This window comes from Aminobacter sp. MSH1 (genome assembly GCF_003071665.1).
Classification (GTDB): Bacteria; Pseudomonadota; Alphaproteobacteria; order Rhizobiales; family Rhizobiaceae; genus Aminobacter; species Aminobacter niigataensis.
Genome location: NZ_CP026265.1, coordinates 4,161,089 through 4,183,735, shown reverse-complemented (window position 1 = coordinate 4,183,735; position 22,647 = coordinate 4,161,089). Strand labels below are relative to the sequence as shown.

At 63.8% G+C, this 22,647-nt stretch carries 25 protein-coding genes; 14 read left to right on the top strand and 11 right to left on the bottom strand.

The annotated features are described in order from the left end of the window. On the top strand, window positions 1-1,026 hold the full coding sequence (gene lpxK / locus CO731_RS20600) for a tetraacyldisaccharide 4'-kinase (RefSeq protein ID WP_108608617.1): 1,026 nt from the start codon (window positions 1-3) through the stop codon (window positions 1,024-1,026). Window positions 1,027-1,032: 6 nt separating this feature from the next. Here lpxK and CO731_RS20595 read toward each other — a convergent pair whose 3' ends face one another. The 3 genes from CO731_RS20595 to CO731_RS20585 form a co-directional block, all read right to left on the bottom strand. After that, window positions 1,033-1,266, bottom strand: a complete 234-nt coding sequence (locus CO731_RS20595) for a DUF2093 domain-containing protein (protein ID WP_108608616.1) — start codon at window positions 1,264-1,266, stop codon at window positions 1,033-1,035. A gap of 91 nt (window positions 1,267-1,357) precedes the next feature. After that, complete coding sequence (gene mutL / locus CO731_RS20590) at window positions 1,358-3,202, bottom strand: DNA mismatch repair endonuclease MutL (RefSeq protein WP_108608615.1); 1,845 nt, start codon at window positions 3,200-3,202, stop codon at window positions 1,358-1,360. 86 nt (window positions 3,203-3,288) lie between these two features. Continuing rightward, the gene (locus CO731_RS20585; RefSeq protein WP_108608614.1) at window positions 3,289-4,191 is read right to left on the bottom strand and encodes a LysR substrate-binding domain-containing protein; all 903 of its coding nucleotides are present in this window, start codon (window positions 4,189-4,191) and stop codon (window positions 3,289-3,291) included. A 91-nt stretch (window positions 4,192-4,282) separates the two neighbouring features. On the opposite strand from CO731_RS20585, the gene CO731_RS20580 reads away from it, so the two are divergent. The 3 genes from CO731_RS20580 to CO731_RS20570 are packed head-to-tail and all read left to right on the top strand — an operon-like array spanning window position 4,283 to window position 6,426. Further along, on the top strand, window positions 4,283-5,848 hold the full coding sequence (locus CO731_RS20580; RefSeq protein WP_108608613.1) for a trimethylamine methyltransferase family protein: 1,566 nt from the start codon (window positions 4,283-4,285) through the stop codon (window positions 5,846-5,848). Between the two features lie 51 nt (window positions 5,849-5,899). Next, a complete protein-coding gene (locus tag CO731_RS20575; RefSeq protein WP_108608612.1) occupies window positions 5,900-6,130 on the top strand; it encodes a hypothetical protein in 231 nt (76 codons plus the stop codon). Continuing rightward, window positions 6,127-6,426: a type II toxin-antitoxin system RelE/ParE family toxin gene (locus CO731_RS20570; protein WP_108608611.1), complete on the top strand. Its 300-nt coding sequence runs from the start codon at window positions 6,127-6,129 to the stop codon at window positions 6,424-6,426. The genes CO731_RS20575 and CO731_RS20570 overlap by 4 nt, the downstream gene beginning before the upstream one ends. 41 nt (window positions 6,427-6,467) lie before the next feature. Here the strand turns inward: CO731_RS20570 and queF are convergent, their stop codons facing one another. Continuing rightward, window positions 6,468-6,929: a preQ(1) synthase gene (gene queF / locus CO731_RS20565; protein WP_108608610.1), complete on the bottom strand. Its 462-nt coding sequence runs from the start codon at window positions 6,927-6,929 to the stop codon at window positions 6,468-6,470. A gap of 123 nt (window positions 6,930-7,052) precedes the next feature. Here queF and CO731_RS20560 point away from each other — a divergent pair, with 123 nt between their 5' ends. Then, window positions 7,053-9,098, top strand: a complete 2,046-nt coding sequence (locus CO731_RS20560) for an NADH:flavin oxidoreductase (protein ID WP_108608609.1) — start codon at window positions 7,053-7,055, stop codon at window positions 9,096-9,098. Here CO731_RS20560 and CO731_RS20555 read toward each other — a convergent pair. Then, window positions 9,088-9,993: a LysR family transcriptional regulator gene (locus tag CO731_RS20555; protein WP_108608608.1), complete on the bottom strand. Its 906-nt coding sequence runs from the start codon at window positions 9,991-9,993 to the stop codon at window positions 9,088-9,090. The genes CO731_RS20560 and CO731_RS20555 overlap by 11 nt on opposite strands. 117 nt (window positions 9,994-10,110) lie before the next feature. Between CO731_RS20555 and CO731_RS20550 the strand changes: the two genes are divergently transcribed. Beyond that, window positions 10,111-11,313 (top strand): acyl-CoA dehydrogenase, encoded by a 1,203-nt coding sequence (locus tag CO731_RS20550; protein ID WP_108608607.1) that lies wholly within the window; start codon window positions 10,111-10,113, stop codon window positions 11,311-11,313. 154 nt (window positions 11,314-11,467) lie between these two features. After that, window positions 11,468-12,025: a cupin domain-containing protein gene (locus CO731_RS20545; RefSeq protein WP_108608606.1), complete on the top strand. Its 558-nt coding sequence runs from the start codon at window positions 11,468-11,470 to the stop codon at window positions 12,023-12,025. A gap of 51 nt (window positions 12,026-12,076) precedes the next feature. On the opposite strand, the gene CO731_RS20540 is transcribed toward CO731_RS20545, so the two are convergent. Next, window positions 12,077-13,192: a mandelate racemase/muconate lactonizing enzyme family protein gene (locus tag CO731_RS20540; RefSeq protein WP_108608605.1), complete on the bottom strand. Its 1,116-nt coding sequence runs from the start codon at window positions 13,190-13,192 to the stop codon at window positions 12,077-12,079. Window positions 13,193-13,443: 251 nt separating this feature from the next. Here CO731_RS20540 and CO731_RS20535 point away from each other — a divergent pair, with 251 nt between their 5' ends. The 7 genes from CO731_RS20535 (at window position 13,444) to CO731_RS20505 (ending at window position 19,236) form a co-directional block, all read left to right on the top strand. Continuing rightward, entirely contained in the window at window positions 13,444-13,923 is a 480-nt protein-coding gene (locus tag CO731_RS20535) for a cupin domain-containing protein (protein WP_108608604.1), read from the top strand. A 123-nt stretch (window positions 13,924-14,046) separates the two neighbouring features. Then, complete coding sequence (locus CO731_RS20530; RefSeq protein ID WP_108608603.1) at window positions 14,047-15,234, top strand: glycine C-acetyltransferase; 1,188 nt, start codon at window positions 14,047-14,049, stop codon at window positions 15,232-15,234. A 54-nt stretch (window positions 15,235-15,288) separates the two neighbouring features. Beyond that, window positions 15,289-16,323 (top strand): L-threonine 3-dehydrogenase, encoded by a 1,035-nt coding sequence (gene tdh / locus CO731_RS20525; RefSeq protein ID WP_108608602.1) that lies wholly within the window; start codon window positions 15,289-15,291, stop codon window positions 16,321-16,323. A 77-nt stretch (window positions 16,324-16,400) separates the two neighbouring features. After that, window positions 16,401-16,934 (top strand): HPP family protein, encoded by a 534-nt coding sequence (locus tag CO731_RS20520; protein WP_343207434.1) that lies wholly within the window; start codon window positions 16,401-16,403, stop codon window positions 16,932-16,934. A 110-nt stretch (window positions 16,935-17,044) separates the two neighbouring features. Beyond that, window positions 17,045-17,962, top strand: coding sequence for an MBL fold metallo-hydrolase (locus CO731_RS20515; protein WP_108608601.1), 918 nt, complete (start codon window positions 17,045-17,047; stop codon window positions 17,960-17,962). After that, window positions 17,928-18,674: a fumarylacetoacetate hydrolase family protein gene (locus CO731_RS20510; RefSeq protein ID WP_108608600.1), complete on the top strand. Its 747-nt coding sequence runs from the start codon at window positions 17,928-17,930 to the stop codon at window positions 18,672-18,674. Before CO731_RS20515 ends, CO731_RS20510 begins: the two co-directional genes overlap by 35 nt. A 7-nt stretch (window positions 18,675-18,681) precedes the next feature. Next, window positions 18,682-19,236: a DinB family protein gene (locus tag CO731_RS20505; RefSeq protein WP_108608599.1), complete on the top strand. Its 555-nt coding sequence runs from the start codon at window positions 18,682-18,684 to the stop codon at window positions 19,234-19,236. Here CO731_RS20505 and CO731_RS20500 read toward each other — a convergent pair. The 5 genes from CO731_RS20500 to aztC form a co-directional block, all read right to left on the bottom strand. Then, a complete protein-coding gene (locus CO731_RS20500) occupies window positions 19,215-19,592 on the bottom strand; it encodes a type II toxin-antitoxin system VapC family toxin (protein ID WP_108608598.1) in 378 nt (125 codons plus the stop codon). The genes CO731_RS20505 and CO731_RS20500 overlap by 22 nt on opposite strands. Continuing rightward, entirely contained in the window at window positions 19,589-19,816 is a 228-nt protein-coding gene (locus tag CO731_RS20495; protein WP_108608597.1) for a type II toxin-antitoxin system prevent-host-death family antitoxin, read from the bottom strand. The genes CO731_RS20500 and CO731_RS20495 overlap by 4 nt, the downstream gene beginning before the upstream one ends. A 77-nt stretch (window positions 19,817-19,893) precedes the next feature. Continuing rightward, complete coding sequence (locus tag CO731_RS20490) at window positions 19,894-20,232, bottom strand: TIGR01244 family sulfur transferase (protein WP_108608596.1); 339 nt, start codon at window positions 20,230-20,232, stop codon at window positions 19,894-19,896. A gap of 139 nt (window positions 20,233-20,371) precedes the next feature. Further along, window positions 20,372-21,568, bottom strand: a complete 1,197-nt coding sequence (aztD, locus tag CO731_RS20485; RefSeq protein ID WP_108608595.1) for a zinc metallochaperone AztD — start codon at window positions 21,566-21,568, stop codon at window positions 20,372-20,374. Between the two features lie 140 nt (window positions 21,569-21,708). Continuing rightward, window positions 21,709-22,644, bottom strand: a complete 936-nt coding sequence (aztC, locus tag CO731_RS20480) for a zinc ABC transporter substrate-binding protein AztC (protein WP_108608594.1) — start codon at window positions 22,642-22,644, stop codon at window positions 21,709-21,711. Window positions 22,645-22,647 lie beyond the last annotated feature (3 nt).

The window sequence follows — 22,647 nt, the reverse complement described above, 5'->3', positions numbered from 1 at the left end:
CTGGCCAGCGAAGCGCCTCCTTTCTGGTGGGAAAAACCGGATTGGCGCGCCTACGCGCTTTACCCGGTGTCGTCGCTCTATGCTTTCGTTGCCGGCCGGCGCATGAAATCGGCCCGCCGGGAGAAGATGGACGCTCCCGTGCTTTGCGTCGGCAACTTCACCGTCGGCGGCACCGGCAAGACCCCGATTGCGATCGCGCTCGCCAAACAGGCCAAGCGCATGCAACTGGTGCCCGGCTTCCTGTCACGTGGCCATGGCGGCAGCTTCGCCGAGCCGCATGTCGTCGACACCCGCCATGACAGTGCCAAGCATGTCGGCGACGAGCCGCTGTTGCTCGCCGAGCACGCGCTGGTTGCCGTCTCCGCCAACCGGGCGGCCGGCGCACGCCTGCTCATCGAGCGGGGCTGCAATTTCCTGATCATGGACGACGGCTTTCAGAGCGCGCGCATCCATATCGACTATGCGCTGATCGTGGTCGATGCGCGTTTCGGCCTGGGCAACGGCCACGTCATTCCAGGCGGTCCGATGCGCGCCCGGCTGATCGACCAGCTTCGGTTTGCCGATGCCATCCTCAAGATGGGCGAGGGCGAAAGGGCCGATTCCGTCGTGCGCCAGGCAGCGCGGGCCGGAAAACCGGTCTTTTCGGCGACGGCCCGGCCGCGCGGCAAGAAGGCCTTCGCAGGGCGGCGCTTCCTGGCCTTTGCCGGCATCGGCCATCCCGAAAAGTTCTTCGACACGGTTGGCAAGGCCGGCGGCACCGTGGTTCTGGCGCACGCCTTCGCCGACCATCATTTCTATCTTCCGGACGAACTGGACGATCTGGTGGCAGCGGCCGACGCCGGCGAACTGGAACTGCTCACGACGTCCAAGGATGCGGCGCGCCTGCGCCACGGCGCGGCATCGCCGGAATTCCTCGAGCGCCTCAACGTGCTGGAGATCGATGCGGTGTTCGACATCGAACATTCGGCCGAGCGCATCGTCGACGAAACGCTCGATGCCTGGCGCCGGCGGAAGATTGCTGGCTGAGGGCCGTTAGCGGCGCTTGCGCAGATCCGGGTTCATATCGATCTCGCGTGCCAGCGAGACCGCCGCGTCGCGATAGGGCTCCTGGCGGGCGACGCTCCAGTATTTGAGCTCGTCGAGCGGGATCGAGTCGGACGTCACCGCACAGCGCACGAAGGAACCGGGGCTCGTCACCTGGAAATCGCCGTCGAGATAGCGGATGCGGGCTTCGCGTGCGCCGGGGCCTTCGAAACGGTTCATCATCGCTTTTTGCTCAACTTCCTTGCTCGGCTTTTAAGGCTACCGAATGCCCGAGGTCAAGCTGCCGCCTTTGGGCGGTGGGCGGCGAAATGCGTCAGCGCCGGCCGAACAGCTTTTCGATGTCCGCGAGCTTGAGTTCGATATAGGTCGGCCGGCCGTGGTTGCAGGTGCCGGAACCCGGCGTCGCTTCCATCTGGCGCAGCAGCGCGTTCATCTCCTCAGGCCGCAACCGCCGTCCGGATCGCACGGAGCCATGGCAGGCCATAGTCGCGGCAATGGCGTCGAGCCGCTCCTTGAGCGTATCCGACGTGTCGCTGTCGGCGATCTCGTCGGCGAGGTCGCGCACCAGTTGGGTGACGTCGGTCTCGCCAAGCATGGCCGGCGTCTCGCGCACGGCGACTGCGCCCGGACCGAAGCGCTCGATGCCGAGGCCGAAGCGGGCCAGCGTTTCCGCATGCAGCGCCAGCCGCTCGGCGTCTTCTTCCGGCAGGTCGACGATCTCCGGCATCAAAAGCATCTGTGCCGGCACCGGGCGCGAATGCAGGGCGTTCTTAAGCGCCTCATAGACCAGCCGCTCGTGAGCCGCGTGCTGGTCGACGATGACAAGGGAATCCCGCGTTTGCGCGACGATGTAGTTTTCGTGCACCTGTGCCCGGGCTGCGCCTAGTTCGGTCTGCAGCAGCACCTCCGCCACTTCAGTCAGCCCGGCGCGGGCATCGGCGCTGTGCAGCGGACCCGTGTCGAAGCTCGCCTGTGCCGCCTCGGCGAAGCCGGCATCGAGTGGCCGGAACGGCGAGCGTTGCGGCTCGTATCCTGCCGAGGTTGCCGCTCTGAAGTCGGGATTGTAGGCGCGATGGCCGTTGGCCGGGCCGGGGTGGCCGTAGCTGGTGGTTCCCGGCCGGAAAGCCCCCATCATCGCCTGCGTGCCTGTTGTTGCTGGTCGGATGCCCGCGCCGGCCAGCGCCTGGCGGATCGCGCCGACGATCAGGCCGCGCACTAGCCCCGGATCGCGGAAGCGCACGTCGGCCTTGGCCGGATGTACGTTGACGTCGACAAAGGCCGGGTCGAGCGACAGGAACAGCACCGTCACCGCATGGCGGTCGCGCGGCAGGACGTCGGCATAGGCGCCGCGTATCGCCGAGGCGATCAGCTTGTCGCGCACCGGCCGGCCGTTGACATAGGCATATTGCTGCAGCGCGTTGCCGCGGGTGTAGGACGGGATCGAGACATGGCCTTCCAGTCGAACGCTCTCCCGCGCGGCATCGATGACGATCGAATTGTCGGGGAAGTCGGTGCCCATCACCTGGGCGATGCGGGCGAGCCTGCCTTCGACGTCGTCCGATGTCGCGGACAGCTCCAGCGTCGAACGGTCGGTGCCGGACAGGGTGAAGCGCACGGCCGGGAAGGCAATCGCAATGCGCTTGATGATGTCGGCGATGGCCGTCGCCTCGGCGCGCTCGGTCTTCATGAACTTGAGCCGGGCCGGAGTGGCGAAGAACAGGTCGCGCACCTCGACCGATGTACCGCGGTTGGTCGGTGCCGGCCGCACGGATGAGACGCGCCCGCCCTCGACCGCAATCTCGGCGCCGCTGTCGGCCTGGCGCGTGCGCGAGCGGATGGCGAGTTTCGATACCGAGCCGATCGAAGGCAGCGCTTCGCCTCGGAAGCCGAGAGAGCGGATGTCGAGGATGTCGTCGCCGAGCTTTGAAGTGCAGTGGCGCGAAATCGCCAGTGCCAGTTCCTCCTCCGGCATGCCCGAGCCGTCGTCGACGACGCGGATCAGGTTGAGCCCGCCGCCTGCCGTGGCGACCTCGATGCGCGAGGCACCCGCGTCGAGCGCGTTCTCGACCAGTTCCTTGACCACGCTGGCAGGTCGCTCGACGACCTCGCCGGCGGCGATCTGGTTGATCATCGTTTCGGAAAGCTGGCGAATGGGCATCTTGGTATCATAGCTGGATTCGGTTCGGCACGGACAGGCCGAGTTGCATAGTTGGCGGAAACACCTGTCAATAAAAGAAGCCAGCCTTAAGCCTGAGCGGCCAACCAGTCGCGCACCTTCTCCGCGCTCTCGCTGAGCGGACGGTTCTTCGGCCAAGCAACGTGAAAACCCTTGCCGGTCGTCATCACGTGGTCGGAAAGCCGGACCAGCAGCCCCGCCGCGATCAGCCGGTCGGTGAGATGGCGCCAGCCGAGCGCGATGCCCTGGCCTTCCATGACAGCCTGGATGACGAGCACATAGTCGTTGATGACCAGCCCGCGCTTGGCAACGGCGCCATTCAGGCCGGCCGACTGGAACCACTCGTTCCAGGTCGCGGCCGGGCGATAGGGTTCTTCGAGATGGATCAGGTGATGCAGGGTCATCTCCGCCGGTGTCGTTGGCGTGCCGGCGCGCGCCAGATAGGCCGGGCCGGCGACCGGATAGACCTCCTCGTCGGCGATCTGCAGCAGCTCATAGTCCGGCCAGTCGGTGGCGTCGCCGCCGCGGATGCCCAAGGGAATGCCCTCGGCGACGAGATCAAGGTCGCGGTCGGCGGTCTGGATGCGCAGGTCGATGCCCGGAAGGTCGTCGCGGAACTTCTGCAGCCGCGGCATCATCCAGAACGAGGCGAAGGCGGTCGAGGCCGACAGCGTGACATGCATACCGCCGGACCGTGCCCTGAGCTCCTCCGCCGACTTGCGGATATGCGACAGGCCGAGCGTGACGTCGGCATGGAAACGCTCGCCGGCCTCCGTCAGCAGCACCTGCCTGTGGCGGCGCTGGAACAGCTTGGCGCCGAACTGGTCCTCCAGTCCGCGGATCGCATAGGAGACCGCCGCTTGGGTCATGCCGAGCTCGCGGCCGGCGGCGGTGAAGCTCGCCAGCCGTCCTGCCGCTTCGAAGACGATGAGGCTGCCGGCGGATGGCAGCAGATGGCGCAGGCTTTGCATAAATACAGCTTATGCAAACAATCAGGATTTTCAAGCGTCACAGCCGCGCTGCCAAAGGCTAGCTTCATGCTGGAATGTTCAGGAGCCCTGCATGAACGTCGTTGCCCCCGAAACCCAGGCAGAGCCTGCCAAACGCCGTGAGCGCGGCGGCCGCAACGCCCGTCGCGAACAGCGCTCGCACGGGCCCGAAGCGCATGGCCGACCCTACATCCTCCGCAACATCCCGACCTACGACATCCTGTCCGAGGAGAACCTGATCCGCATCGAGGAGACGGCCGACCGCATCCTCGCCGAGATCGGCATCGAGTTCCGCGACGATCCGGCAGCGCTCGATCACTGGAAACGGGCAGGGGCCAAGGTCGAGGGCGTGTTGGTCAAGTTCGAGCCCGGCCTGTTGCGCGAAGTGCTCAAGACGGCGCCCGCGACCTTCACCCAGCATGCCCGCAATCCCGAGCGTTCGGTCGAGATTGGTGGCAAGAGCGTGGTGTTTTCGCCGGCCTACGGCTCGCCCTTTGTCATGGATCTCGACAACGGGCGCCGCTACGGCACTATCGAGGACTTCCGCAACTTCGTGAAACTGGCGCAGTCTTCGCCCTGGCTCCATCATTCCGGCGGCACGATCTGCGAGCCGGTCGACGTGCCGGTCAACAAGCGCCATCTCGACATGGTCTACAGCCATATCCGCTATTCCGACCGCGGCTTCATGGGCTCGGTGACCTCGGAGAGCCGGGCTGAAGACTCCATCGACATGGCGCGCATCGTCTTCGGCGAGGAATTCACCGACCGGAACTGCGTCATCCTCGGCAACGTCAACGTCAATTCGCCGCTGGTCTGGGACGCGACCATGACCACCGCCCTGCGCGCCTATGCCCGCGCCAACCAGGCGGCGGTTGTGGTGCCCTTCATCCTCGGCGGTGCCATGGGCCCGGTCACCAATGCCGGCGCGATCGCCCAGTCGCTGGCCGAGACCATGGCCGGCTGTGCGCTGACCCAGCTCGAGCGGCCCGGCGCGCCTGTCATCTTCGGCAACTTCCTGTCGTCGATGTCGCTCCGCTCGGGCTCGCCGACTTTCGGCACGCCCGAGCCGGCCATCGGCTCGATGGTCATCGGGCAGCTTGCGCGGAGACTTGATCTCCCCCTCAGATGCTCCGGCAACTTCACCACATCGAAGCTACCCGACGCCCACGCCATGAACGAAGGCACCATGTCGATGCTGGCCGCCGTGCACTCCGGCGCCAACTTCATCCTGCATTCCGCCGGCTTCCTCGACGGGCTGTTGTCGATGTCCTACGAGAAGTTCGTCATGGACGCCGATTTCTGCGGCGCGCTGCACACCTATCTCGACGGCGTCAAGATCGACGACAACCAGTTGGCGCTCGACGCCTTCCGCGAGGTCGGCCCCGGCAGCCACTTCTTTGGCTGCGCCCACACCATGGCCAATTACGAGACGGCCTTCTGGGATTCGGCCATCGCCGACAACGAGCCTTATGAGAAGTGGCAGGCGGCAGGCTCGGTCGACGCTGCCACCCGCGCCAACAAGCGCTGGAAGACGATGCTCGCCGAATACGAGGCGCCGCCGCTCGACCCCGGCATCGACGAGGCGCTGCAGGACTTCATGACGCGCAAGAAGACGTCGATGGAAGACGCGTGGTATTGACGGAGGACTCGCGGGAGCGAAATATTGTCTCCACATATGCGAGGATGAGACATGACCAAGCTACTCGAACAGGCATTGGAGGCAGCTCGAAAGCTCTCCAGGGATGACCAGGACGAGATTGCCCGCGCGATCTTTGAACTCGTAGGTGCTGGTGCTGTGGCGCCTGTTCTGCTGACGGCTGACGAGCGAGTTGCCATCGAAAGATCCCGCGCGGCTGCCCTTCGTGGTGAATTTGCTTCGGAGAAAAATGTCGCGGCGGTCTGGGCGAAGCACGGCGCATGAGATTGCGCTACACCCTTCCGGCACTTGCCGATCTTGAGGGGATACTCGATCACATCGCGGCTGAATCGCCGTCTGCGGCCAAAAAGGTGGCAAAGCGCATCAAGGTGATCACGGAATTGCTGCAGCGTCATCCCGAGGTCGGCCGGTTGACCGACGAAGACGGCATCCGGCGGATCAACACAAGACCTTATCCATATTTGATCTTTTATGAACACGGAGGCGACGAGGTTGTCATTCACGCGGTGCGCCACGGTGCACGCGATCCAGCTGACATGCAGGGATATGGCGGTTCGTGACACTCCGCCGCGTTGCCAGCAACGTGCTCGAAATTCCCGGCTCAGCCGCGGCCGCGATAGGGCGCAACACCCGTTTCGGGCAGCCACGATCCCTCCGGCGGCGTGCCGGTCTGCCAGAACACGTCGATCGGGATGCCGCCGCGCGGATACCAGTAGCCGGCGATGCGCAGCCACAGCGGCTTTGTCGCTTCGACGACGCGGCGGCCGATCATGACCGTGCAATCCTCGTGGAAGGCGCCGTGATTGCGGAACGACACCATGAACAGCTTCAGCGACTTGGATTCGACCAGCATCTTGTCCGGCGCATAATCGATGACGATGTGCGCGAAGTCGGGCTGGCCGGTCACCGGGCAGAGCGAAGTGAATTCCGGGCAGGTGAAGCGCACGATGGCCGGCGGGCCTTCGACGCGGGTGTAGGGCACGGTTTCGAGCACTGCGGTTTCCGGCGAGGTCGGCGTTTCGACCTTGGTGCCGAGCTGGGTGAGGGTATCGGTGATGGTCATTGGGCGGCTCTTGGGCTGGGCTTGGCTCATTGCATCGGCGCGATTGTCCGCGAAAAGTCGCGTTGCCGCGCCGGCATCGGTTTTCGAGTGGCGTGTATTAGCGCCGGATAATGCAGGAAGGCAATGACCAGCAACGACCCGCTTCTCCAGCCATACCGGCTCAAGCACCTGACGCTGAAGAACCGCGTCATGTCGACGAGCCACGAACCGGCATACTCCGAAGACGGCATGCCCAAGGAGCGCTACCGGCTCTACCATGCCGAGAAGGCCAAGGGCGGCATGGCGCTGACCATGACGGCCGGCTCGGCCATCGTCTCGCGCGACAGCCCGGCCGCATTCGGCAATCTCCACGCCTATGACGACGCGATCGTGCCTTGGCTGCGCGAACTCGTCGACGACTGTCACGAGCACGACTGCAAGGTGATGATCCAGATCACCCACCTTGGCCGCCGCACCAACTGGAACAAGGCCGACTGGCTGCCGGTGCTCAGCGCTTCCCCGGTGCGCGAAGCCGCCCACCGCACCTTCCCCAAGACCATCGAAGACTGGGACATCGAGCGTATCGTCGCCGACTATGCCTCGGCCGCCCAGCGCATGCAGGCGGCCGGGCTCGATGGCATCGAGTTCGAGGCCTACGGCCATTTGATGGACGGCTTCTGGTCTCCGGCGACCAACCACCGCGACGACGACTATGGTGGCTCGCTCGACAACCGGCTGCGCTTCACTTGGCGGGTGATCGATGCCGTGCGCGCTGCTGTCGGTCCCGATTTCGTCGTCGGCATCCGCATGGTCGCCGACGAGGACTTCGACAAGGGCCTGTCGAAGGAGGAGGGCATCGAGATCGCGCGACGCCTGGCGTCGTCGGGAAAATTCGACTTCCTCAACATCATCCGCGGCCATATCGACACCGACGCAGCACTGACCGGTGTCATCCCGCTGCACGGCATGCCGTCGTCGCCGCATCTCGATTTCGCCGGCGAGGTCAGGGCGGCGACCAAATTCCCGGTCTTCCACGCCGCGCGCATATCGGATGTCGCCACGGCCCGCCACGCCATCGCCGCCGGCAAGCTCGACATGGTTGGCATGACGCGCGCCCACATCGCCGAGCCGCATATCGTCAAGAAGGTGATGGAAGGCCGTGAGCACCAGATCAGGCCGTGCGTCGGCGCAACCTACTGCCTCGACCGCATTTACGAGGGCGGCGGCGCGCTCTGCATCCACAATGCCGCCACCGGCCGCGAGGCGACGATCCCCCATGTCATTTCCCGCACCGATGGCCCGCTGCGCAGTGTCGCCGTGGTCGGTGCCGGTGCTGCCGGCCTTGAGGCTGCGCGCGTGCTGGCCGAGCGCGGGCACAAGGTGACCGTGCTGGAGGCATCGAGCCAGGCCGGCGGCCAGGTGCGGCTTGCGGCGCAGAATCCGCGGAGGCGCGAGCTGATCGGCATCGTCGACTGGCGGCTGGCCGAGCTGGAGCGGCTCGGCGTAGAGATCCGCTACGACATCTGGGCGGGTGTGGACGACGTGCTGGCGCTCGACCCGGATGCCGTGGTGATTGCCACCGGCGGCCTGCCGCAGAGCCCGCCGCTCGATGCGGGCGACGATCTGGTCACGTCGAGCTGGGATATCATCGCCGGCAGCGTCAAGCCGGCCGAGAATGTGCTGCTCTATGACGACAATGGCGGCCACCAGGGCATGACGGCTGCCGAACTGATCGGCAAGGCAGGCAGCAAGCTCGAACTGCTGACGCCGGAGCGCTTCTTTGCCCCTGAGATCGGCGGCATGAACCACGTGCCCTACATGGAGGCGTTTCATCGCTCTGGCGTGAAAATCACCATCAACACGCGGCTGAAGTCGGTCAGGCGCGAAGGGAATCAGTTGGTTGCTACCCTTTTTTCCGACTACGCCAAGGGTTGGCACGAGGAGCGCCGTGTCGATCAGGTGGTCGTTGAGTATGGCACGTTGCCGCTCGACGAGCTCTATCTCGAGCTCAAGCCGCTGTCGAAAAATGGCGGCGCCATCGACTACGAGCGCCTGATCCATGGCGGCGACATCTTCCCGGCCAAGAACCCGGATGGCCGTTTCCTGCTGCTGCGCATCGGCGATGCCGTGCAGGCGCGCAACATCCACGCCGCCATCTATGACGGCATCAGGTTTGGACTCAGAATCTGACCGGCTGGTCCGCCGCTTCGGCCGCCAACCAGCGGACGAATTCGCGCAAGCCGGGCCGGTCCTCGCTGCCGGGCCGGAAGGCGAGCCGGTAAGGCACTTCGCCGGCAATGCGGTTGGGTGAGGCCAGTACCAGTCTGCCGGCGGCGAGTTCGCGCTCTGCCAACACTTCCGGCACCAGGGCCACGCCGAGCCCGGCGACCGCCGCCTCGACCACCATGGAGAATTGTTCGAAACGGTGGCCGCGCAAAGTGGTGCGTGGATCGATGCCAGCGGCCTGGAACCATCGCAGCCACAGGGTCGGCCGGGTCGACTGCTGCAGCAGCGGCAGCGCGGCAAGCTCGGCATCATCGAGGGCGGCGCGCCCGTCCAGCAAAGCCGGTGAAGCCACCACCACAAGCTCCTCGTCGAACAGGCGGACGATGCCCGGTTGTCCCGACTCTGCCGGACCGCGCTGGATCGCGGCGTCGAAAGTTTCTGTTTCTAGGTCGACGGTCTCCAGCCGCACCGCAAGGTCGATGGCGACGTGCGGATGGGCGGCGTGGAAGCCCGCGAGTCTTGGGATCAGCCAGCGGTCGGCCAATGTCGGCAGCACCGCGATGCTCAGCACGTCCGACTGGCCGCCGAAGGCCATGGTACGCACCGCCGCCTCATGCAGGCTGTCGAGGATCGCCTCGGCATCGCGAGCGAAGCGGCGGCCGGCATCGGAAAGCGCCAGCCGCTGCCGGACGCGGTGGAACAACGCCACGCCCAGCCGGTCCTCGAGCTGGCCGATCGAACGGCTGACCGAGCTCTGGGTCAGGCCGAGGTGATCGGCGGCGCGAATTGTCGTGCCGAGGCCGGCGCAGGCGCGGAAGGCCTCAAGCTCTGCAATCGTGGGGACATAGCTGCGGCGCATCGTCGGGCCTGGCCTTGAGTTGATCGAATTTACGCATAAACCTTACGAGATTACTTGTTAGCGAAAAGTGCTGAAGCGGTCTAGAATGACGGAAAATCACCATTCTCCGGAGGAACCATGAGCGCATCCACACCGGCCGGCGGCGGCAGCTTTGTCTGGGCCGACCCTTTCCTGATCGAAGACCAGCTGTCCGAAGACGAGCGCATGGTACGCGACGGCGCGGCCGCTTTTGCTGCCGACAAGCTCGCGCCGCGCATCGAGGAAGCCTATCTCGACGAGAAGACCGATCCGGCGATCTTCCGCGAGATGGGCGAGGCCGGCCTGCTCGGCATCACCGTTCCCGAGGAGTATGGCGGCCTGGGCGCCGGCTACGTCACCTACGGCCTGGTCGCCCGCGAAGTCGAACGCGTCGATTCGGGCTACCGATCGATGATGTCGGTGCAGTCGTCGCTGGTGATGTACCCGATATATGCCTATGGCTCCGAGGAGCAGCGCAAGAAGTACCTCCCCAAGCTTGCCTCGGGCGAGTGGATCGGCTGCTTCGGCCTGACCGAGCCGGATGCAGGTTCCGATCCAGGCGGCATGAAGACCCGCGCTGAAAAGACCGCGAATGGCTACAAGATCAGCGGCTCGAAGATGTGGATCTCCAACGCGCCAATCGCCGACGTCTTCGTCGTCTGGGCCAAGTCGGCGGCCCACGAAAACCAGATCCGCGGCTTCGTGCTTGAAAAGGGCATGAAGGGCCTGTCGGCGCCGAAGATCGGCGGCAAGCTGTCGCTGCGCGCCTCGATCACCGGCGAGATCGTCATGGAAGGCGTGGAAGTCGGCGAAGATGCGCTGCTGCCGAACGTTTCGGGCCTCAAGGGTCCGTTCGGTTGCCTCAACCGCGCCCGCTACGGCATTTCCTGGGGCGTCATGGGCGCCGCCGAGGATTGCTGGCACCGTGCCCGTCAGTACGGCCTCGACCGCAAGCAGTTCAACAAGCCGCTCGCCGGCATGCAGCTCTACCAGAAGAAGCTGGCCGACATGCAGACCGAGATCGCGCTCGGCCTCCAGGGCTCGTTGCGCGTCGGCCGCCTGATGGACGAGCACAAGTTCGCGCCCGAGATGATCAGCCTCGTCAAGCGCAACAACTGCGGCAAGGCGCTCGACATCGCCCGCCAGGCCCGCGATATGCATGGCGGCAACGGCATCCAGATCGGTTACCACGTCATGCGCCACGCGCAGAACCTCGAGACCGTGAACACCTACGAAGGCACTCATGACGTGCATGCGCTGATTTTGGGCCGCGCCCAGACAGGTCTGCAGGCTTTCTTCTAGGCCTTCGATTGACACGCTGAAGGTCGTAACGGCCGCATGGACACGCCATGCGGCCGTTTTCTTGTTGGCAGGCGCAAGTCGCTACGGTGCGTCCATGGTTCGCTTTGTAGTTTAGCTGGTGCGATTACAGTTCGCCTATAGCGCGAATTGTTTCATGACTTTGAAACACACCGCCTGCTTCTCGACGTCAGGCGGATACATGGCGTCGATAATCCCCAAGGGCGTACGGCAGTTTTTCGCCGGACGGGCAGAGGGGATATTGTCGATGAACGCCCAGACCAAGTTCGAGAATGCCGGCCAGATCCTGTGGTTCGGCGACAATCTCATGACGATCCGCACAGCCGCAAGCGTCGAAAACGACCAGATCAGCATCATCGAATGCCGCATGCCCGCAGGCGGCTCGTCGCCGCTGCAGGTGACCTTGAGCGGCGACGAACTCATCCATATTCTCGAAGGCATGATGCGTTTCCAGGTTGGCGAAACGGTTTTCCTCGCCCATGTCGGGCAGACCGTCATGGCGCCGAAGGGGATTCCTCACGATTTTCAGATACTGTCCGCCGATGGCGCGACCTGTCTCATCGTCACCCAGGGTGGGGAGTTTGAGCAGATGGTTCGCCAGATGAGCCGTCCGGCTCCTTCCGTTTCGAGAGAATCTTTCCCGGACAATCGCGTGAACAGTTCCATCGAGGTCGTCGGCGCCCCGCTACCATAGCGCCGATGCTGGGCTGGACGGGTGCGGGGGCGTGTCCGTCCAGCCATCCTCTCAGGTAGAGCAGCTGAAGATTGGCTCGCCAAAGGCGTGAGCATCGACGTCGAGGCCAAGCCCTGGGCCGCCGGGCAGGCGCATCATGCCATCGGCGATGGCAAAATCGCCGCGTGCGTTCGACACCGTCACCCAGTTGTGGAAGTCGACGGTGTGTTGTCTGAGATGTTCCGGTGTCGACAACAGCAGGCCGGAATAGGCGGCCGTGTCGATCTGGGCGCCGCCCGTATCCTCGATGGTGACCTTGAGATTTTTGGCAATCGCGATGTCGCGCAACAGTCTTGCCTTGCTCAGGCCGCCGACACGCGCCAGCTTGATGGTGATCCCGTCGACCAGCCCGTCGGATATGGCGCGGACCAGCACGTCAACACCGTCGATGGTTTCGTCGAGCACAAGAGGCCGGTCGGTGGCGCGGCGGATGGCGAGGTTCTCCTCGTAGCTCGCGCAAGGTTGCTCCAGTGTGTAGTCGAGATTGCGCGTCGCCAACAGGAAGCGGCGTGTCTCTGCCGTACCCCAGCTTGCATTTGCATCGCAAAACAGAACGGTGTCGGCCGGAACGCTTGCCCGTACCGCCTCGAGCCGGGCAATATCCTCGTTGACGTCAAGCCCGACCTTTACCTGCAGGCGGCGGTAGCCCTCGGCGATGTACTTTTGCGCTCGCATGGCCATCGCGTCGGGAGCCTGTTGGGCGATGGAGCGATATAGTGCCAGCGCCGATCCCTCCGCGCCGCCGCTCATCGCGGCTAGAGACAGCCCTGAGCGTTTGCCGGCAAGGTCCCACAGCGCCATGTCGAGCGCCGACTTCGCATAGGGATGGCCCTTGAGCAGCAGGTCCATGCGTCGGTTCAGGGCCTCGATACCCGATGCGTCGCAGCCCAGCATTTGCGGTGCCAGTTCCCGCATCGCTTCGCGCGCGCCGGCGGCAAATGCCGGGTCGTAGAAGCTGCCCAGCGGCGCCATTTCTCCGTATCCGGTGGTGCCGTCGCGACTGGTGATCTCGACGATGGTCGAATCGAAGCCTTCCGCACTGCGCCCGCCCGAGCAGCGATAGGTGCCGTCGCGAAACGGCTGCCATTGCCGGAAGATGCGAATGCTCGAAATCGTCGCGTCGGTCATGCTGTCCCCAAGGCGCAGGCTTGATGTGCGCCAAGGATAGCGTGGCCGACGCCCCGCTGCGGTCAAGGAAGCGGCGCGTGCGGGCGTCGTATTCCTAACAGACTTGTCTCGGCATCCTGGTTCATATCAGGTGCGAAATGTTTCAGGTTACAGATACAGCTTTCGGTTTTGCTGAATTCGAACGGATACGCTCGCCCCTTAGATCAAGGCCACTGCGGCCCGGCGCCGCGCTTGTTCGAAAGGAAAACACAGTGACCATTCATGCAAAGACCGAGAATGACGGCGAACTGCTGTGGTTCAACGGCACGCTTGCAACCATCCGGGTTTCGGGTCAGGCGGGAGCCGACACCATCAGCGTCATCGAACACCTGATGCCATACGGATCGTCGCCGCCGCTCCATATTCACCACAACGAGGACGAGGTCTTCCACATCCTCGAGGGCGTGGTGCGTTTCAACGTCGGTGGCAAGGATCTCTACGGCCGCGCCGGCCAGATCCTGCTGGCGCCGAAGGGCATTCCGCACAGCTATCGCGTCGAATCCGCCGAGGGCGCCCGCTGCCTGACCATCACCACAGGCGGCGACTTCGAGCGCATGGTGCGCGAAGTCAGCATTCCGGCCCCCAGGGCGGAGATCCCACCGCAGGAAGCGCCGACGCCCGAAGTTATTGCCATGCTGAGCGAGGCTTGCGCCCGCAACGGCATCGACATCATCGGCGCGCCGTTGAGCTGACGTGACTGGGGTGGCGGGGCGGATGGCGTCCATTCGTCCCGCCGTCGCTTTTGTGATGGATTTTCACCTTGCCAGGCGCGACACTTGCCCAGATGCACTCCAATTCGAGGCGGCAAGCTGGCCATGAGCAACGCGTTTTTGTCCCATCTTTCCTCCGAACTGGAGGGACTGAAGTCGGCAGGGCTCTACAAGTCCGAGCGCGTCATCACCTCGACGCAGAGTGCCGAGATCGAGGTCGGCGGCGAAAAGGTGCTGAACTTCTGCGCCAACAACTATCTCGGCCTCGCCGATAGCCATGAGTTGCGCGACGCCGCCAAGAAGGCACTCGACCGCTACGGTTATGGCATGGCCTCGGTGCGCTTCATCTGCGGCACCCAGGAAGAGCACAAGCAACTGGAGGCGAAGCTGTCGGCGTTCCTCGGCATGGAGGACACGATCCTCTATTCCTCCTGTTTCGACGCCAATGCCGGCCTGTTCGAAACATTGCTTTCCGAGGACGACGCCATCATTTCCGATGCCCTCAACCACGCCTCGATCATCGACGGCGTGCGCCTCTCCAAGGCCAAGCGCTTCCGCTACGCCAACAACGACATGGCAGCGCTCGAAGAGGAACTGAAGAAGGCCGAAGGCAGCCGCTTCAAGCTGATCGCTACTGACGGCGTGTTCTCGATGGACGGCATCATTGCCAATCTCGGCGGCGTCTGCGACCTGGCTGAAAAATACGGGGCGATGGTGATGGTCGACGACAGCCATGCCGTCGGCTTTGTCGGCAAGCACGGCCGCGGCACGCCGGAGCACTGCGGCGTCGAGGGCAGGGTCGACATCATCACCGGTACGCTCGGCAAGGCTCTGGGCGGCGCCTCGGGTGGCTACACATCGGCCAAGCGCGAGGTTGTCGACTGGCTGCGCCAGCGGTCGCGCCCCTACCTGTTTTCCAACACGCTAGCGCCCTCGATCGCCGGAGCGTCGATCAAGGTGCTCGACATGATCGCCTCAGGCGGCGCCTTGCGCGAAAAGCTCTATGCCAATGCCGAGCGCTTCCGCTCGGGCATGGGCAAGCTTGGCTTCACGCTTGCCGGTGCCGACCATCCCATCATTCCTGTCATGCTGGGCGACGCCGCCCTCGCCCAGGAGGTGGCGGCGCGGATGCTCAAGCGCGGCATCTACGTTATCGGTTTCTCGTTCCCGGTCGTGCCCAAGGGGCAGGCGCGCATCCGCACCCAGATGTCGGCGGCACATTCGGCTGCCGACATTGACCGGGCGGTGGCCGCTTTCGGCGAAGTCGGACGAGAGTTGGGCGTCGTTTCGTAAGCTGCCAGCGGCGCCAAAAGCGATTCTGGATCAAGGGATTCGCAGGAGAAGACAATGTCGAACATGATGCGCGCTCTGGTGAAGGCCAAGGCCGAACCCGGCATCTGGATGGAAGAGGTGCCGGTGCCCGAGGTCGGTCCCAACGACGTGCTGATCAAGGTCAGGAAGTCGGCGATCTGCGGCACCGACGTCCACATCTACAACTGGGACCAGTGGGCGCAAAAGACGGTGCCGGTGCCGATGGTCACAGGACACGAGTTCGTCGGCACGGTTGCCGATTTCGGCGCCGGCGTGAAGGACTACAAGGTCGGCCAGCGGGTCTCGGGCGAGGGCCATATCGTTTGCGGCCATTGCCGCAATTGCCGCGCGGGGCGAGGGCATCTCTGCCGCAACACGCTGGGCGTCGGCGTCAATCGCCCGGGCTCCTTCGCTGAATATGTCGCCATTCCCCAGCACAACGTCGTGCCGATCCCCGACGACGTGCCCGACGAGATCGCCGCGATTTTCGACCCGCTCGGCAATGCCGTGCACACGGCCCTTTCTTTCGACCTGGTCGGCGAGGATGTGCTGGTAACCGGCGCCGGCCCGATCGGCATCATGGGGGCGTTGGTGGCGCAATGCGTTGGCGCGAGAAAGGTCGTCATCACCGATATCAACCCTGTCCGTCTGGCGCTGGCGAAAAAGCTGGGCGTTCATCATGTGGTCGATGCCTCGAGGGAAAAGTTGCGCGACGTGATGCGCGACGAGGGCATGACCGAAGGGTTCGATATCGGGCTTGAGATGTCAGGCTCGGCGGTCGCCTTCCGCGACATGATCGACACCATGAACAATGGAGGCAAGATCGCCATCCTCGGCATCGCGCCGACCGGCTTCGAGATCGATTGGAACAAGGTCATCTTCAAGATGCTGCATCTCAAGGGCATCTATGGTCGCGAGATGTTCGAGACTTGGTACAAGATGATCGCGCTGGTGCAGGGGCCGCTCGACGTGACGGGTCTCATCACCCATCGCATCGGCATCGACGACTACCAGGCCGGGTTCGATGCCATGCGCAGCGGCAATTCCGGCAAGGTGGTCATGGATTGGTGAGCCACAGGAACGTTTTTTCACTATAGGGCGAATTTTTCGAACAAACCAGCGTTGCCAAACGAACAGGCGATTTGCTATTGGAGCAGACCGTTCGCCTGGAATCGATGATGCGCCGCCATATTCGCACGCTTACCGCCCGGCACGAACCGCAAGGGCAATTCCTTTCGCACCTCAAGTCGGGGTCGGGGGCGGTCGTGGGTATGGCGACCGTGGGTGGTTTGGCCTCGGTCACTGGCTTGCCGATGCTGATTGCACCGTTGGGCGCGACTGCGGTTCTCCTGTTTGGCCAGCCAGCGAGCCCACTGGCACAGCCGATCAATATTTTCGCCGGCTATTTCATCGCAACCTTGATCGGCGTGGCCGCGGCTATGACTTTCCCGGGGCTGTGGGAAGTGTCGGCGGTCGCTGTCGGCGTTTCGATCGCGCTGATGCTGATGTTCCGCGTAACGCATCCGCCGGCGGGCGCGATCCCGCTCGTGGCAACCGCTTCGCCCTATCAGGGCGGCACGCTCTTCGTTGTCATTCTGCTCGGCTGCGTCAGCCTTCTGGTGCTGGCATTGGTTCACCACTGGATTCCGCCGCGGGCGCAATATCCACGCCGCGTCGACTGACGCTTTCGCCTTGCCATGAACCTTGACGGCGCTTTAGCTTGGGCGCCTGCAGCGAGGTGTGGCATGAATCAGGATATCGGAGCGACAGGCTCGGCGCGGGGCAGAAGCGCATGAGCGATCGTCTCGTTCTGCTCGGCACCAAGGGTGGTCCGGCGATCCGACCCGGTGGGCCCTGGCCGACTTCCACACTTCTCGAACTCGGCGGCCGCACCATCGTCGTCGATTGCGGGCTCGGCGTGACGCGCGGCCTGACCGACGCGGGCCTGAGCCTGAAAGCGCTCGATCTCATCTTCATTACCCATCTTCATTCCGACCATGTGCTTGAACTGGGAGCGTTGATTCATACCGCGTGGACGGCCGGGCTCGCGACACCGGTCCGGCTGTTTGGCCCCATCGGGTTGAATCGATACTGGCAAAGTTTCGTGCAAGCGCTTGAATTCGACATCGAAACCCGGATCGACGATGAGGGCCGTCCCGACCTGCGCAGGATGGTCGAGGTTGTCGAGTTCGGCGAAGGGGATGTGCTGCACGACGGCGCCCTCGCTGTCACCGCCCTGCGTGTCGACCACCCGCCAGTGACCGAGTGTTTCGCCCTTCGCTTCGAGCATGCGGGCACGAGCATCGTATTTTCCGCCGACACGGCCTTCTTTCCACCGCTCGCCGATTTTGCCCGCGGCGCCGCAATACTGCTCCACGAAGCGATGCTGGAAGAGGGCGTCGAACGGCTGGTGGCGCGTACCGGCAATGGCGTCCGCCTGAGGCAGCACCTGATGGCAAGCCATAGCCTGGCAGGGGAAGCTGGCACCATTGCTGCCAGGGCCGGGGTTGGACGGCTGGTGCTCAACCACCTCATTCCAGCTGATGATACCGAGATCGGCGAAGCCGACTGGATCGAGGCTGTCAGGAAAACATGGAATGGTCCCTTGACGATCGGCCGCGACGGGCTTGTTGTGGTGGTCGAGGGCGATGACGCCCGCAATCGGGAGGACCTGCATGAAACTGGCGACGCTGAAGAACGGTTCGCGTGACGGGAAACTGGTCATCGTCTCGCGCGACCTGACGCGATACACCGATGCCTCCTTCCTGGCGCCGAATTTGCAGGCGGCGCTGGACGACTGGCGCCGGATTTTCCCGCATCTCACAGCATTGGCCGATTCGCTGGAAATAGGCTCGGTGCCTTCGTCGCGCTTCCATGAGCATGACGCCCATTCGCCCCTGCCGCGCGCCTACCAGCGCCTGGGCGGAGGCGATGCCTTTGTTGGCCCGCGCGATCCGATCGAACTCGCCGGCAAGACGCGTGACGCCAAGATCGAGGCGGCCGTTGCGGTGATCGTCGCGGACGTTGCGATGGCGGCGACAGCAGACAGCGCCAAGGACGCCATTGCCCTTGTCGTGCTTTCGGCCGATACGGACCTCGATGCCGGGCAGAGCGGAACGTCGGCGCTGTCGCCTGTTGCGGTGACGCCGGACGAACTTGGCGATGCCTGGGACGGTGCGGTGCATCTGCCGCTGCTGGCAGGCACGCGAAGCATTGCCTCGGTCGGCTGGACCAGCTTTCCCAAGCTGATTGCCGATGCGGCGGCGACCAGGCCGCTGGGCACCGGTGCCATTGTCAGGGGCGCGGTCGAGACATTGTCGGTTTCGCTCGGCGACACGCTGCGCGTCGAAATGAAGGACAAGTCCGGCCACTCCATCTTCGGCGCGATCGAACGCCAGGTCGGCCGCTTCGAGCCGGCCTGAGGCCGCCGTGGACTTGACGAGCCACTTTCGCTGCATGGCGCGGAACAATCTGTGGTCGAACGACCGCATCTACCGCGCCGTGCAGGCCTTGAGGCCGGGCGAATTCGAGGCTGTGCGGACCAGTTTCTTTCCGTCCCTCAAGGAGACGCTCAACCATATCCTGTCAGTCGATATCTATTATCTCGACATGATCGAAGAGGGCGGTGAGGGGCGAAGGGTGTTCGACCGTTTTGTCGATTTCGACGACGCGGTGGCGTTGGCAAGAGCTCAGGCGGAGTTCGACCGCCGGCTGATCGGCTGTTGCGACCGGCTGACGGAGGCCGATCTCGACAGGCCGGTGCTCTCCGACCGCGGCGAGGCGGGGCAGATACCCGAGCGCATCGGCGATCTGCTTGCGCATCTCTACATCCACCAGATCCACCATCGTGGTCAGGTGCATGCGATGTTGTCGGGCACTTCCGCCGCCCCGCCGCAACTCGACGAGTTCTTCCTCGACTACGATCTGCAGTTCCGCAGCGAAGAGGTCGAGCGGCTGGGGCTTCAGACGAGTGCGACGTCGTAGTGCGAGAACAATGGATCGGCGGTGAGGATCGACAGGTTCTCGGTCTGCGCTTGTGCGATCAGGAGCCGGTCGAATGGGTCGCCGTGATGGCGAGGCAATCCTGCCACGCGCTGTGCGTGCTCGATGGTGATGGCAAGCGGCGTAAACTGCATTCTAGGAAGGAGGACGTCGAGATTGGTCGGCGCGTCCAACTTTCCGATGTTCTGCTTGATCGCAATCTCCCAGACGCTCGCCGCGCTGGCATAGACAATCGCCGAAGAGGCGAGAATCTTGCGGTGCGCTGGCCTCAGTCGTGAGTCGTCGTTGACCGACCACAGGATGATATGGGTGTCGGCGAGAAAGGCCTCGCCGGTCACTTCATGTAGTCCTTGAAATCATCAAGCGGTGCGTCAAAATCATCAGCGATCCAGATCTTGCCCTTGAGCGCACCGATCCGTGGAAGCAATTCCTGTTCTGGCTCCGGCGGCATGACGCGCGCCACGGCCTTGCCGTGGCGCGTGACGACAATCTCCTCGCCGGCTTCAGCCCGCTTGATGAGTTCGGAGAACTTGGCTTTGGCCTCGGCGACGGAAACGTTCATGGGCACAATCCTTATGACCATAATTTAGGTCATAATTGGTGGTCCTGCAAATCGAAGCGCGTCCGCTGCCGCTCCAATCAACCCTTGCTCTGCTGGATTGCCATGTAGAGGTTGGTGCAGCGGGCGCCCGAGCGGCAATAGGCGAAGACCGGACCTTCCATCTCGTCGAGCGCATCGGCCATGTCGGCAACATTGTCGCCGGTCATCTGGCCGCTGATGACGGGGATGTGGCGGAAAGCAAGGCCGGCTGCCTCGACTGCTGCCTTGACGCTGCCTGCGGAAGGCTGGCCGGGCTGCTCGTCGTCGGGCCGGTTGCAGATCACGCTCTTAAAGCCTGCGGCCTTGACGGCGGCAACTTCGTCCGGCGTGATCTGGCCGGAAACCGAGTAATCGTCGGTGATCTGGCGAATTTCCATGTTCGTCCTCGCAAGGGTTCGTGGGCCGCAGTCGCAGCCGGTCGGCGCCAGTCTTGCCACTGCTGGCGCTCCGGGGCAACCATCTGCTGGTAGCAGATGCAGGACGGGGGAGCCGGTGTGTGCCGGCTCCCCCGTCATTTCAATGGGCTTCGCCGGAGCCGCCGACGGCGACCAGGTTGAACGGCTTGCCCGCGAGTGCGATGTCCTCGCCCTGCGTGAAGCTTGCGGCATCGACGGTATGCAGGACGCCTTTCAGCGGGTCCGAGACGACGATGCGATCGCCGGCGACGGCGATGCGTGGACGCGGATCGCTCCAGTGGCCGTCCATGCTGTAGGGCTCGGTCAGCTTGAGCGAGGCATCCAGCTTGCCAGCCACCACGTCGATCTTGTGCAATTGGCCATCTTCGGTGAAGACGTAGGCGAACTTCGCCCGCACAGGATCGACGGTGAAATGCACGCGGCGTGTTGGCAGTTCGATCAGCCTGAAGGCGTCTTCGGACTTCGGATCGATCAGGACGACGGCGCTGGGACCATAATTGCCGAGGAAGTATTGCAGGCCGCGACCGCCCACCAGCGTCGTCGATTTGCCTTCGGGAAGATCGGCGTAGGGCAGCAGATTGACCTTCGGGGTGCCGTTGCCTGCTGAGGTGATGAGCAGGCCTTTGGCGCATGCAACCGCAACAAGGTTGCCCGATGACGCCTCGCCATGCAGGTCCGGGCAATCGTGCAGGCCGCCGACGGACGCTCCCGAACGGTCGACCACGCGAATGCCAATGGGCAGTTCATCGGGCTTCGCCAGGTTCGGCTCCGACACAAGCACGTGGTCGCCCAGGGCGATGGCCACGCCGTGATGCGGCGCGTCGGTGGTCACTTCGCGAATGGCCGGCTTGCCCTCGAGAATGTCAGCCTCACGTGTGACCCGCGTCTTTCCCTCGTCGTCGAAGAACAGGGCGATGTCGCCCTCATGGTCGACGAAATGCGACGGCTTCTTGCCCTCGAAGCTGACATCCAGAAGCCTTGGCGCCTCGACGCTGATGTCGCCGTGGTCGCCATGGTCGCCGAAAGAAATGCCGCTCGAAAGCACCGAGATCACATCGCCCTTGCCCTGCACGGCAAAGACGGTGCGGCCGCTGCTGGAGCGATAGAGGCTGGTTGGCGCCTTGACGTTGAACGTGTCGATCTTCTGGCCGGTCTCCATGTCGATGGCGTGGACGATCGGTTGGGCGTGATCGGAAACGAACAGCCGCCATGCGGTTTGTTTCTCGGCGAAGGCTGGAGCGGCGGCGACGCCGAGTAGAACGGCAAGCGCAGACGTGGTGGCGAGTAGATGTTTCATATTATCCTCATGAATGTTATTACATAACAGGTGGAGTTTGAGAAAAAGGCGAGGTTTTGGGCCCCGCCTCATGCCGGCTGGTTGGTCGGATCGGATTGTCGGGCCAAAAGGCGGCCTGCTGGCCGCTTGGCGATATCCGGTTAGCTGCCGAGGATCGCGCCCTTGATGGTGGCGATGTTGGCCTTCATCATGTCGATGTAGGTCGCGGCCGCGCCGTCGGCCTTGGACAGCGCGTCGGAATAGAGCGTTCCACCGACTTTGACACCGGTTTCCGAGGAGATCTGCTCGATCAGGCGCGGATTTGTGATGTTTTCCAGAAAGATCGCCGATGCCTTGTCGCCACGCACCTGCGAGATCAGCGCCGCGACATCGGCCGCCGAAGCCTCCGCTTCGGTCGAAATGCCCTCCGGCGCCAGGAAGGTCAGGCCGTAGGCGTTCTCGAAATAGCCGAAGGCATCGTGCGAGGTGATGACGATGCGCTTGTCCTCCGGGATCGCCGCCACCGCCACCTTGACCTCGGCATCGGCCGCGTCGAGTTTGGCGGTATAGACTTCGGCGTTTGCCTTGTAGCTATCGCAGCCGCTGGCGTCGGCAGCGCAGAAGGCGTCGGCGATATTCTTCACATAGATCCTGGCGTTGGCGATCGACTGGAAGGCGTGCGGATCGAGGTCGCCGTGGTTGTGATCGTCGCTGCCTGCCTCGGCAGCGTGCTCATGCCCTTCCTTCATCTTGATGGGCTCGACACCCATGGTCAGTTCGACCACCGAAGCCTTGGTGGCGCTGGCCTCGACTAGGCGCTGCAGGAAGCCTTCGAACTGCAGGCCGTTGACCAGGACGACATTGGCCTTGGACATGGTCACCGCGTCGGCGGGGGATGGCTCGTAGACATGGGCGTCGCCGTCCGGTCCGACCAGAGTGGTGAGTTCGATGCGGTCGCCGCCGACATTCCGGGCAAAGTCGCCGATGATCGAGAAGCTTGCCACGACCTTGAGCGGATCGGCAGAGGCCGAAGTCGCGGTGAAGGAAGTTAATGTTATAACGCTCATAAGCGAGGCGAAGCCAATTGTCCTGAGCATATG

What these genes read in the sequence shown, in the direction of transcription:
- CO731_RS20585 (WP_108608614.1), bottom strand. Translation starts at nt 4,191, where the DNA reads ATGCAAAGCCTGCGCCATCTGCTGCCATCCGCCGGCAGCCTCATCGTC.
- CO731_RS20560 (WP_108608609.1), top strand. Translation starts at nt 7,053, where the DNA reads ATGACCAGCAACGACCCGCTTCTCCAGCCATACCGGCTCAAGCACCTG.
- CO731_RS20490 (WP_108608596.1), bottom strand. Translation starts at nt 20,232, where the DNA reads ATGGAAATTCGCCAGATCACCGACGATTACTCGGTTTCCGGCCAGATC.
- tdh (WP_108608602.1), top strand. Translation starts at nt 15,289, where the DNA reads ATGTCGAACATGATGCGCGCTCTGGTGAAGGCCAAGGCCGAACCCGGC.
- CO731_RS20595 (WP_108608616.1), bottom strand. Translation starts at nt 1,266, where the DNA reads ATGATGAACCGTTTCGAAGGCCCCGGCGCACGCGAAGCCCGCATCCGC.
- CO731_RS20580 (WP_108608613.1), top strand. Translation starts at nt 4,283, where the DNA reads ATGAACGTCGTTGCCCCCGAAACCCAGGCAGAGCCTGCCAAACGCCGT.
- CO731_RS20575 (WP_108608612.1), top strand. Translation starts at nt 5,900, where the DNA reads ATGACCAAGCTACTCGAACAGGCATTGGAGGCAGCTCGAAAGCTCTCC.
- CO731_RS20495 (WP_108608597.1), bottom strand. Translation starts at nt 19,816, where the DNA reads ATGAACGTTTCCGTCGCCGAGGCCAAAGCCAAGTTCTCCGAACTCATC.
- aztD (WP_108608595.1), bottom strand. Translation starts at nt 21,568, where the DNA reads ATGAAACATCTACTCGCCACCACGTCTGCGCTTGCCGTTCTACTCGGC.
- CO731_RS20510 (WP_108608600.1), top strand. Translation starts at nt 17,928, where the DNA reads ATGAAACTGGCGACGCTGAAGAACGGTTCGCGTGACGGGAAACTGGTC.
- CO731_RS20530 (WP_108608603.1), top strand. Translation starts at nt 14,047, where the DNA reads ATGAGCAACGCGTTTTTGTCCCATCTTTCCTCCGAACTGGAGGGACTG.
- CO731_RS20555 (WP_108608608.1), bottom strand. Translation starts at nt 9,993, where the DNA reads ATGCGCCGCAGCTATGTCCCCACGATTGCAGAGCTTGAGGCCTTCCGC.
- mutL (WP_108608615.1), bottom strand. Translation starts at nt 3,202, where the DNA reads ATGCCCATTCGCCAGCTTTCCGAAACGATGATCAACCAGATCGCCGCC.
- CO731_RS20550 (WP_108608607.1), top strand. Translation starts at nt 10,111, where the DNA reads ATGAGCGCATCCACACCGGCCGGCGGCGGCAGCTTTGTCTGGGCCGAC.
- CO731_RS20540 (WP_108608605.1), bottom strand. Translation starts at nt 13,192, where the DNA reads ATGACCGACGCGACGATTTCGAGCATTCGCATCTTCCGGCAATGGCAG.
- aztC (WP_108608594.1), bottom strand. Translation starts at nt 22,644, where the DNA reads ATGCTCAGGACAATTGGCTTCGCCTCGCTTATGAGCGTTATAACATTA.
- CO731_RS20570 (WP_108608611.1), top strand. Translation starts at nt 6,127, where the DNA reads ATGAGATTGCGCTACACCCTTCCGGCACTTGCCGATCTTGAGGGGATA.
- CO731_RS20545 (WP_108608606.1), top strand. Translation starts at nt 11,468, where the DNA reads ATGACTTTGAAACACACCGCCTGCTTCTCGACGTCAGGCGGATACATG.
- queF (WP_108608610.1), bottom strand. Translation starts at nt 6,929, where the DNA reads ATGACCATCACCGATACCCTCACCCAGCTCGGCACCAAGGTCGAAACG.
- CO731_RS20515 (WP_108608601.1), top strand. Translation starts at nt 17,045, where the DNA reads ATGAGCGATCGTCTCGTTCTGCTCGGCACCAAGGGTGGTCCGGCGATC.